Source organism: Desulfobacter vibrioformis DSM 8776 (genome assembly GCF_000745975.1).
Lineage (GTDB): Bacteria > Desulfobacterota > Desulfobacteria > Desulfobacterales > Desulfobacteraceae > Desulfobacter > Desulfobacter vibrioformis.
Genome location: NZ_JQKJ01000052.1, coordinates 1 through 9,931, shown reverse-complemented (window position 1 = coordinate 9,931; position 9,931 = coordinate 1). Strand labels below are relative to the sequence as shown.

The following is a 9,931-nucleotide window of genomic DNA, read 5'->3' as shown; positions in this document are numbered from 1 at the left end:
GTTATCGGTATATTCATGGGTGCTTCCTTTTTTAGGGTATACTTCTCCTCAATGGCAAGGTCCGCTCTGAGAATGGGTATATAGATTTCCATAAGTTCACTGTTTTCCAGCACAGTCTCAGGCGTACCGGAAAACCGGCGCAATTGCTGTATGAACGCCTCTTTTGGCAGGTGGTGCAAAGGAGAAGGTTCGGGAATATGGGGAGCCCTTGCCCCCGAGACAACCAGATGGAGGGGAAGGGGCATTTGCTGCCGGCGCAGTTCCCGGATCATCTCAAAGGCAACCAGCCCCCCTGTGCTGTGTCCGTAAAAAACAAAAGGCTTGTCAAACCATGGTGCCAACGAGGGTAAAAGCCGGGCCACCAGGTCATGAACATCGGCAATGGGTGCTTCGCTTATGCGGTTTTCCCTGCCCGGTGGCTGAACCCCGCACAATTCCACGGTATCCGGTAGAAACGCCGGCCACATTCTAAAAGCTGCGGCACCTCCTCCGGCATAGGGGAAACAAAACAGCCGCAGGATCGCCCCATTATTTTTATACACCATCAAAGCGGGAGTTTCCCGAACATCTCCGGCTACCTTAGATATATACATACTCATCTCCTGTTTCAAAAGCTATTGGATTGCTCTCTCATTTTCCAACTGCGGGCGGTCATTCGCTTTGTCCACAGTTGATGATATACCCCCTGTTTTTCCAGCAAGTCATCGTGCCTGCCGGTTTCAACGATCTGCCCCTTGTCAACGACGACAATTTGGTCCGCGTATCGGATGGTAGACAGCCGGTGGGCAATGACGATCAAGGTTTTGTTTTTAACGAGTTCTCCAATGGCTTCCTGGATATGTTTTTCGTTGTCAGGGTCTATGCTTGCCGTGGCTTCGTCCAGCAGAACAATGGGTGCGTCCTTGAGGATGGCCCTGGCAATGGAAATTCGTTGCTTTTCACCGCCGGAAAGGGAACTTCCCGCTTCAGTGACCATGGTGTCATATCCCTGGGGCAAAGCACTGATAAACTCATGACACCGGGCCAGGCGGGCTGCGGCTATAATTTCCTCGTCGGTGGCATCGGGTTTTCCGAATCTGATATTATTTTTTATGGTGTCATGAAACAGATAAACCCGCTGGAACACCATGCTGATATTTTTTAACAGACAACCGGTGGTCATTTCCCTGATGTCTGTGCCGCCTATGGTAACAGAACCCTTTTTTACGTCCCAAAATCGGACAATGAGATTGGCAATGGTCGTTTTTCCGGAACCCGACTGCCCCACAAGCGCGGTCATGGTGCCTGGTTTTGCTGTAAAATTGATATCTTTGAGCACCATTTTGCCATCATGTCTGTCATCATAGGCAAAGCTGACATTATGGAAGGCTATTTCGTGGTTATGGGTTTGGATTTCCCTGCCGTTCACACCCATGAGGGGGTGATTTTTCAACGCGTCATAACGGTCGAGACTTGCTTTCCCCACTAAAAACGTAACAATGGCCCCACCCAGATTTATGGCCGGCAAAAATACGTAAAAGGCAAAGATCACAAAAACCAGCGCAAGTTCAATACTGAGTGTTCCGTCTTTGTAAAATACAAGGCTTGTCCATACCATCAGTGCCGTTGCCGCATTAAAGGCGGCTTTATAAAAAAAAGCCGGTGGGATGAACCGTTTTTCATAGCGGATACTGCCTTCTTTGGTTTCCCGGATCGCTTTTTTGACGGTCCCGGCCTTTTTGCTCGCAAGATTAAACGCCTTGATCACCGAGATCCCCATGACGTATTCCAGTATGGCTTCTGTGAGCTTGCCCTGCTGTTCCTGCCTGAGAACGGACTCCGTCCGGCAGACGCGCTCTATCCGTCCGGAAAGAAAAATTGAAAACACAGACACGATGACGGCAATGGCACCGATGCGAATATCTGCAACACAGAGCATGATGCAGCCAATCGTTGTCATGGCCGCGGCGTTGACTATGATATCCAGGTCACGTATGGCCCTTTCCTCAACAAAGGTGAGATCAATGGAGATGATGGCGGCGACCCTGCCCAGGTTGCCCTGGGTAAAAAATCCCATGGGAAAATACCGGAACCGGTCGCCGATGCCAAGCCGCTCTCTTTCACATGCATCATAGATGGAAAGATACATAAAATTATCAATCAACCAGGCCAGCAGCATTCTAATGAGCACGGCCACAAACATCACGACAAAGACCAAAAGAATATCGCTTTTGATCAATGTTCCCCCCGCAAGTTTAGCAAAGGCATACAGGAGCATGACCACTGGTATGTTGGCAACCATGCTTTCAAAGAATGCCAGAACAATCCCCAACTGAACCCGTTTTCTATCCTGCCCCAAAAAGGCCATGATGCGCTTGTAATATTCAATCATTCGGTGTCTCCTCCAACGGCGATACTCCATCCGGCAATATTTTCATGGGCGTTCCACAGGTGTCGGTAAATTTCACTGGTCTGCATCAATTCCCGGTGCTTGCCTGTCTTGTGAACTTTTCCGTTATCCAGCACCACAATCTGGTCTGCATGGACAATGGTAGATAAGCGATGGGCAATAACGATAACAGTTTTGCCGCTGATTAACTCATTCAAGGCTTCCTGGAGTTTGTCTTCATTTTCAGGGTCGGTAAAGGAAGTTGCCTCATCCAGAATAATAACCGGCGCATTTTTAATGATGGCCCGGGCAATGGTGACTCTTTGCCGCTCCCCGCCGGAGAGTGTGGCACCGGAAGCTGTGACAACGGTATCGTATCCCTGGGGCGCCTCCATGATAAAATCATGGCAGCATGCGGCTTTTGCTGCCTTGATAATTTCTTCTTGTGTGGCGTCGGGCTTGCCTATGCGAATGTTTTCCCCTATGGACATCCGAAACAAAAAATTATCCTGGGACACATAGCTGATGCACTGCATCAAATGATCAAATGGAATATCCTTAAGACAGATCCCTCCTATTTTTATCTCTCCGGTTTGATATTCCCAAAAACGCATCAGAAGCATTGCCAGTGTGCTTTTTCCGGCACCTGATTCCCCCACAAGTGCGGTAAGGGCATTTTGGGGAAAAAAGAGCCGGATATCTTCCAACACGTTTTTATCGGTATAGGCAAAATACAAATCCGAGATATCAATATCATAGTGTTCAGGGATCTTTTGGTCACTGCTTTGGCTCAACTCTTCCTCCTTAAGAATTGCTGTGATATGGGTGGATTTCTCCCGTAATATGGCAACAGAGGGGGCAAAGGACATCAACCGCAGAAGCGGGCCGCCCATACTGAGGGCCAGTATGGTCGAAAGGACCAGACCGCCGATGGTTAAGCGGCCGCCCGTATACAGGGTAAGCCCCACTGGCAGGGCAAATAACAGGGGAGATGTCATGATGACCTTGTATATGGCTGTGTATTTCCATGAGGATTTGGCCCAGTCAGCCGTATAGATTTTGAAATCCGAGACAGAATCACTGTATTTTTTGTAGGAAGTGGCGGTTTGGTTAAAAACCTTGATAACCTCCATCCCGTTGATATAGTCAATAATGTTGTTATTCATGCTTTTGGAGGCCGCATAATAGGCCTTCATTTTTTTTACGCCTTGAATGAACATGAGCATAAAGGCTGTCATACCGATAAGGATCGCGCCCATTAAGCCGAGAGCCATTTTAAAGCTGATGAGAAAAAGAGCAATGATAGCCACAACCAGGGACGTAATATTACCAATACCTTCGGGAATCATGTGTGCCAAAATCACTTCCATTTCCTCAACATTGTCCACAAAATTCTTTTTGATCTCCCCGTGCCCCCTTTTACGGACAATTCCCATGGGTATTTTTAAAAGCTTTTGTGCAAGGGCCTGTCTTAGATCGGCCAGGATGCTGAAGGCCACACCATGGGAGTAGTCCAGCCCCAGATATTCGAACCCGTTTTTTATGAGCATAAAAATCAGAGCGAGCCCTGCTGCAAAAAGTATATAAGCCGAGGTTAGAGGGGTATCGGCAAATATTTTTGTAAAGATATCTGCCACCACAAGATAGGCTGCTATATTTGCCGCGCCACTGAGCAACAGTTCACATACACAGACAATAAATTTACCCCTGTAGGGTGCGGCAAAACTCAGTATTCCGTTTGGGTTTTGTACGGTTTTTTTCATTACGCTCCTTTGGCTGTTTCTTCTATATATTGGATTTACTGGGTTTCATAAGTTTGTTTCTGTTTTGATGGCGAAAAGTTCATGATGCTTCAATCCGGACATAAAATCAGCCACTTTCACAATTTCATCCAGATAAAAACAACCAGCGCCTTTATATGTACCTTCCTTTAGCGTGGTTATAACCTCGGTACCGATTCGCCCATATCCGCCGATCACACCAAAAACAAAGGTATCACCCATAGTTCCACCCCATGAGTCTCGTTATTATGATTCAATTTTTACCCTCGGGAAAAGCTTGTGACGCCCCTTCTTCTGCATTATCAAACCCTTGTTGCAGAGAGCTGCTGCGCAGTAAGACAAAAGCTCCCGGCGCGCAAGATCCTGGAGCCTTGGATCTGGGATGTTTTTCAAATGTTTAAAATCGCAACGACGCTAATATACCAAAAGTTTGCGGCTGTCCGACATTTCCAGTAATTCCCGAAGCACTCTCCCTCCCATAGCTGAAATATTCTTCGTCAAACATGTTGTCCACATAAAGATACAGATCCCAGCCATCGCGTTCATATCCGATTTTTGCATTGTATATTTCAACGGATTTCTGACTAATGGTATTTGCATCGTTAAAGTAATACGCCCCATAAGCCTGCATGCCGGCTTTCAAATAAAGCCCTGAGTCAAATCTGTATTGAACCGCAAGATTCAGTGTATAGTCAGGTGTGCCTTCAAGCATATTTCCTGAGCAATCATTATTGGACGTATTGATGTATTCATCGTACTCGGCTTGTACAATTCCAAGGGCAGCTCTTATGTCAAGTCCATGGACAGGCAACGCTCTGAGTTCAATCTCCGCTCCTGTTGAGTGTGCTTCTCCTGCATTGCTGGTAATATATGTAACCGCGTCCGGCGCATAATAAACATGGATATCTTTGATATCCATGTAAAAAAGGTTAGCATTCAAAATAAGCCTGTTGTCAAACCAGGAGGTTTTTGCCCCTAATTCATAATCAACTGAGGTCTGCTCATCGAATTTTGCCTCCTCTTTGACATGCCCGCTCCAGTTAAACCCTCCTGCCAGATAGCCCTGGCTTACACTTGCATAAATCATGGCGTTTTTGTTGACAGTCCAGGAGAGAACCCCCTTGGGAAGAAGGGCGTCCCAGTCGTCGTCAATATTGTATGTCACCAATACCGGGTTTGCTGATCCAAAAGGATCTGCCGGCAACAGCTCCATTGTATCTGCGCGAACAACCTCATACCGGTAGTCCATCTCCTTGTGAGTTCGTTCATAACGCAAGCCGACGGTAAAAGCGAACCTGCCGGGAAGGGGAAACGTCACTTCACCAAAACCGGCTACGACCTGGTCATCAAGTTTATCCGCCCAATTGTAAAAGGTGTCGTAACCCAGCATTGCCTTGGTTTGATAAATCATTCCGCATTTATCCCAGTCGGATTTTTCAGTTGTGTAATAGAGGCCGCCTATCCATTTTATGCCTTCTTTGTTTTCTGGAGACTGAATACGAAGTTCCTGGGAAAATATATCGGTATAAGCATCACGGCTTGCAACAGGCATTGTCATTGCCATGTTTACATAGCGTTGATCCTGGCTCATATCTATTGAACTGTGCGAATATGATGTAATGGAGGTAACGTCAAAAGAATCCGTCTCATAGCCAATATTCAAAGCAGAATCAAATGAGTCCGTCTCACAAAAATCATCGGGATTTTTACTTGCGTGATATGACACCTCCCCTGTGCTTGCATCAATGGTATTATTGCTGTCATATTTTTTTTGGCTTATTCCCGCGTGAAAATTCATCTCCAGACGATCTGTGGGCAGCCATCTCAGGCGGGACTGAAACCGGGACCTCTCCTGACCGTCAAAAGTTCCTCCCGCCGGATCATCGTTGTCCATGTATCCGTCTGTTTCATAATAAGTTCCTGACAGTCCGAAGAACAACCGATCCTTAACGACGGGGCCATTTGAATAAGCTGAAAATCTGTATGTCCCGTACTCTGCTGTTTCTGCGGTAATTTTGGATTCAAAGGTATTGCCGGGCTTTTTTGAAATAATGTTGATAACGCCCCCGATGGCATTTTTGCCATACAAGGTTCCCTGGGAACCGCGAAGCACCTCGACTCTTTCAACATTGAAGATGTCCGAACCGTAATTCACATCCGTGTCCTGGGCAATACCGTCAATGAAAATCACGACCGGATTTTTACCGGTAAACTGACTGAGGCGCAACCCCCTGAAATTTGTTTCAAAAACGCCGGCATTAAATGATGTCTTAAACGTCATATTGGGTACGAAATCAATCACATCCCCGACCCCCAGAACACCGGCATCCTCCAGATCCGTTTCCGTCAATGTCGTAACTGCAACCGGAACCTCCTGAATGTTTTCCTTTCGTTTATTCGCAGTAACAGTTATCTCATCCAGGGTCAGACTGCTCTGTTTTTCTTGTTGGCCAAAAGTTTGTTGTGCACATACGGCAAGAATACATAATATTATTACACACCGGGAAATACATAACTTTAACATCTTGTTCCTCCTAATTCTTTATTGATTCGTTTTCCATACATCATGCATGCTATGTCTTGATAGCCGTGTTCAGAATCAAAGCTGTATCACCAGAAGGCGTTTTTATGTTAACAAAACCAGAATTTTTTTTAACACTTTAAGAAAGATCAAGAATTTAAATATTTAATGCAATTCCAAATATTGTGTTAAGTATCTAATTATTTTTCTTGACATGAAAAAAATTACAATTAATAACGATTAGTAAAAATTTACGTGTCCTTGGCGCAGGAATATTTTGCACTTAACAAAACAGGGAAATTTAAAATTTGGTGATATTAATTCGAAAGTATTGAAAAATGTCTGAAACAATAAATCTCAATTCAAAGAACCTATTGGGTGCGTTTACCGATCCTGAACATCTGTCAGCAGGGGGAGAATGCTTTGATAGCTATTGGGAATGGCCCCAAAATCTGGGTAACGGCTTTCTGGGAGCAATAAAACTCAAGCCAGATTTATTTTTGAGGATTGGTAAATACAAGCTGAATAAAAAGCTCTTTATTTCCTTTGATATGAGTGATGAGTATTTCAATTTCTGGTTTCCAATTCAGGGTAAAACGTTAAGCAGATTTGCTTTTTCAAAATATAAAAATGTTATTATGAAGAAACCCGGGAGTTTTTCGATATCATATCTGCCCGAATGTGTCGGAAATGTGCTGCTTGATAATGATACCCCAACTGAGGTCGTGGCAATTCTTGTAAAGCCCTCTGCATTGAGAGTGCTTTTTGGCAGTGATTGTTTGTTTCTTCCTGAAAAAATGAAAAGCATAATTTACAAACATGAGAATTATTTTCACCAGATTTATCCGGCAACAAGGGAAATTGAATTTATTTTAAGAGAAATTTTATTTTGTCGGTACAAAGGATTGATACGCCGGGTATTTCTTGAAGGAAAGGCTTTTGAACTGTTATCAAGAGCTGTGGGCCATATTTCCTTTCATGTTGAAGAAAATAAAACAAAAGAGATTTTGAAACAGACTGAGATTGAAATGACATACCGGATTAAGAGAATAATAGAGGAAAATATTGAAAAGCCCCTTAGTCTTCAGGCGCTTTCAAGGGAAGCCGGTATTTCCCATCCAAAACTAAACTACTGCTTCAAAAAATTATACGGAAAAACCATTTTTGAGTATTTAAGGGACATAAGACTGAAAAAGGCAAAACTTCTCCTTGATGAGGGACGGTTTAATGTCAGTGGCGCTGCATATGAAGTGGGATATTCAAATTTAAGTTATTTTACAAAGTCCTTCAAAAACCATTTCGGATTGAATCCTGGAGATTATCTGAAACAAGTCTCTTCAGAAAGGTATTGATGGAAGAGACAATTTCCACTTGACTCTGACAGTTGGGGCAAACTATCTGAAACAGGCGGTCGTAGAATTGATGGCCTCCCAGGACGGTGGTGTTCCCATCGTGTATAACCCTCATGTCCTATCGGACACAACGAAGCCCCCTGATTCACCGTCAAAAAAATAAAAGACCCCGTTCTATCTGGGCCTTGCCGAAGTATTCTGCGACAATTAACGGTAAATTAAGATCGGCTAAGTCCCTTAAGACTCAGGCGTTTGGTTGATTTATTCAACGGACAAAAAAAAGGGATAAAGGCGTGAGGACCGGCCTTTATCCCTTTTCGTTTGGATTCAAACAAGGGTGGAATGGGGTTGCAGGGAAATCCCATGTAAAAATAAGGTTTTTCTGGTTTTTTTGGGTGCTAACGCCTATTTTTCCAATCTGGAAATGGGGGAAATGACCTCTTTGCAACCACCTGTGAGCGACAATTTAATTATTGTGTAGATCATGGCATAGGGGCGATTCCAAGGACCTCACCCAGTACGGATAGGCCAGTGCATAGCATGACAGGTCCTTTTTTTCCGCAATGAATCCCATTAAAGATGTCATCATGTACCTATTTCATTCCTTAACAATCGAAGAAGAACTTGTGAAAGGCACTATATAGCCACTGCCAGTTCCCGATATCGGTCAGCAAAAAGGGCTGTGCTGAAATACCTATCCGCGCCGTCGGGGAAAATGGTGACGATATTTTTATCCTTTCCAAACAGATGCCGCATTTCAAGGGCTGCACATACGTTGGCACCGGAAGAAATTCCTACGAGGAAGCCTTGCTTACTTGCAAGCCAGCGGGTCATTTCCACCGCGCTGTCATCGTCAACTTCAATGACATTGTCGATCAGACTGGTATCCACAATGGAGGGAACAAATCCATCGCCTATGCCTTCTATTTTGTGGAGTCCCGGTTCATGGCCCAGAAGTGCAGAGGCATTTTTCGGCTCAACCGCAACAATCATGATTTCAGGATTCTTTTCCTTCAGGTATTTCCCTGTTCCCATGAGTGTGCCGCCGCTGCCAAGGCCTGACACAAAAATATCCACATGGCCGTTCATGTTTTTCCATATCTCAGGACCTGTGGAGAGATAATGGGACATACTGTTGTCATGATTTTCAAACTGGTCAGGGACAAAAATGTTGTCATCTTCAGCCATAATCTCTTTAAGCTTTTCAACAGCGCCTGCCACATTTTTTTCAGGAGGCGTTAAAATTAATTCAGCATTCAGAGCCCGGATCATTTTTTTTCTCTCATCACTCATATTTTCCGGCATGATGATCCTGACATCATACCCTTTGACCAAACCAACCATGGCCACTGCAATGCCTGTATTTCCGCTGGTTGCTTCTACGATGGACATTCCTTTTTTTAATCTGCCCTTTTTTTCAGCCTGTTCGATAATAAAAAGCGCAACGCGATCTTTGATTGAACCTCCCGGATTCAGGTATTCTGCTTTTGCGTAAATGTTCATGTCGTCATTTCCCCCAAGCCCGATCCGAAACATGGGGGTCGCTCCTATCTGATTCAAAATTTCGTTTGAATTCATTTTAAAATTACCTCCACTTTTAAAAAGGATACATTTATATTTTAAGTGCCGACTGCACAATTTACTGAAAAAAATCTGTTATCCGGGAAAGGCAGGATAAAAAAGCCGACCGGGCGGTATTGATGAAAAAATGCCCGCCTTGCAGGCCGATCAATTCAAAGGAATCCGTGGTATATCGTTTCCATGGTGCCATAACTGATTTGGGGGCCTCATCATCCTCAATACCGTAAATGGCCGTTATCGGTATATTCATGGGTGCTTCCTTTTTTAGGGTATACTTCTCCTCAATGGCAAGGTCCGCTCTGAGAATGGGTATATAGATTTCCATAAG

Annotated in this window: 8 protein-coding genes; 1 reads left to right on the top strand and 7 read right to left on the bottom strand. The window is 44.6% G+C overall.

Annotated features, from left to right (window positions below; translation table 11 throughout):
• The 5 genes from Q366_RS18555 to Q366_RS18535 all read right to left on the bottom strand — a co-directional run.
• The coding region (locus Q366_RS18555; protein ID WP_051958160.1) for a thioesterase II family protein at nucleotides 1-593 on the bottom strand (593 nt) is incomplete at its 3' end.
• Nucleotides 594-607: 14 nt separating this feature from the next.
• On the bottom strand, nucleotides 608-2,371 hold the full coding sequence (locus tag Q366_RS18550; protein ID WP_035242086.1) for an ABC transporter ATP-binding protein: 1,764 nt from the start codon (nucleotides 2,369-2,371) through the stop codon (nucleotides 608-610).
• Entirely contained in the window at nucleotides 2,368-4,131 is a 1,764-nt protein-coding gene (locus Q366_RS18545; RefSeq protein WP_035242085.1) for an ABC transporter ATP-binding protein, read from the bottom strand. Before Q366_RS18545 ends, Q366_RS18550 begins: the two co-directional genes overlap by 4 nt.
• 45 nt (nucleotides 4,132-4,176) lie before the next feature.
• Nucleotides 4,177-4,371 carry a hypothetical protein gene (locus tag Q366_RS18540; protein ID WP_035242083.1) on the bottom strand — a complete coding sequence of 65 codons (195 nt, stop codon included), beginning with the start codon at nucleotides 4,369-4,371 and terminating at the stop codon, nucleotides 4,177-4,179.
• 175 nt (nucleotides 4,372-4,546) lie between these two features.
• Nucleotides 4,547-6,673 carry a TonB-dependent receptor gene (locus Q366_RS18535; RefSeq protein ID WP_035242081.1) on the bottom strand — a complete coding sequence of 709 codons (2,127 nt, stop codon included), beginning with the start codon at nucleotides 6,671-6,673 and terminating at the stop codon, nucleotides 4,547-4,549.
• Nucleotides 6,674-7,008: 335 nt separating this feature from the next.
• Here Q366_RS18535 and Q366_RS18530 point away from each other — a divergent pair, with 335 nt between their 5' ends.
• Complete coding sequence (locus Q366_RS18530) at nucleotides 7,009-8,022, top strand: helix-turn-helix domain-containing protein (protein ID WP_035242079.1); 1,014 nt, start codon at nucleotides 7,009-7,011, stop codon at nucleotides 8,020-8,022.
• Between the two features lie 636 nt (nucleotides 8,023-8,658).
• Here the strand turns inward: Q366_RS18530 and cysK are convergent.
• On the bottom strand, nucleotides 8,659-9,600 hold the full coding sequence (gene cysK, locus Q366_RS18525) for a cysteine synthase A (RefSeq protein ID WP_035242077.1): 942 nt from the start codon (nucleotides 9,598-9,600) through the stop codon (nucleotides 8,659-8,661).
• Between the two features lie 61 nt (nucleotides 9,601-9,661).
• Nucleotides 9,662-9,931, bottom strand: a 270-nt coding sequence (locus Q366_RS18520) for a thioesterase II family protein (RefSeq protein WP_035242075.1), incomplete at its 5' end; no start/stop codon positions are given.

Excerpts from the sequence above, each read along its gene's own strand:
- Q366_RS18545 (WP_035242085.1), bottom strand. The coding sequence starts at position 4,131 with ATGAAAAAAACCGTACAAAACCCAAACGGAATACTGAGTTTTGCCGCA.
- Q366_RS18540 (WP_035242083.1), bottom strand. The coding sequence starts at position 4,371 with ATGGGTGATACCTTTGTTTTTGGTGTGATCGGCGGATATGGGCGAATC.
- Q366_RS18530 (WP_035242079.1), top strand. The coding sequence starts at position 7,009 with ATGTCTGAAACAATAAATCTCAATTCAAAGAACCTATTGGGTGCGTTT.
- Q366_RS18535 (WP_035242081.1), bottom strand. The coding sequence starts at position 6,673 with ATGTTAAAGTTATGTATTTCCCGGTGTGTAATAATATTATGTATTCTT.
- Q366_RS18550 (WP_035242086.1), bottom strand. The coding sequence starts at position 2,371 with ATGATTGAATATTACAAGCGCATCATGGCCTTTTTGGGGCAGGATAGA.
- cysK (WP_035242077.1), bottom strand. The coding sequence starts at position 9,600 with ATGAATTCAAACGAAATTTTGAATCAGATAGGAGCGACCCCCATGTTT.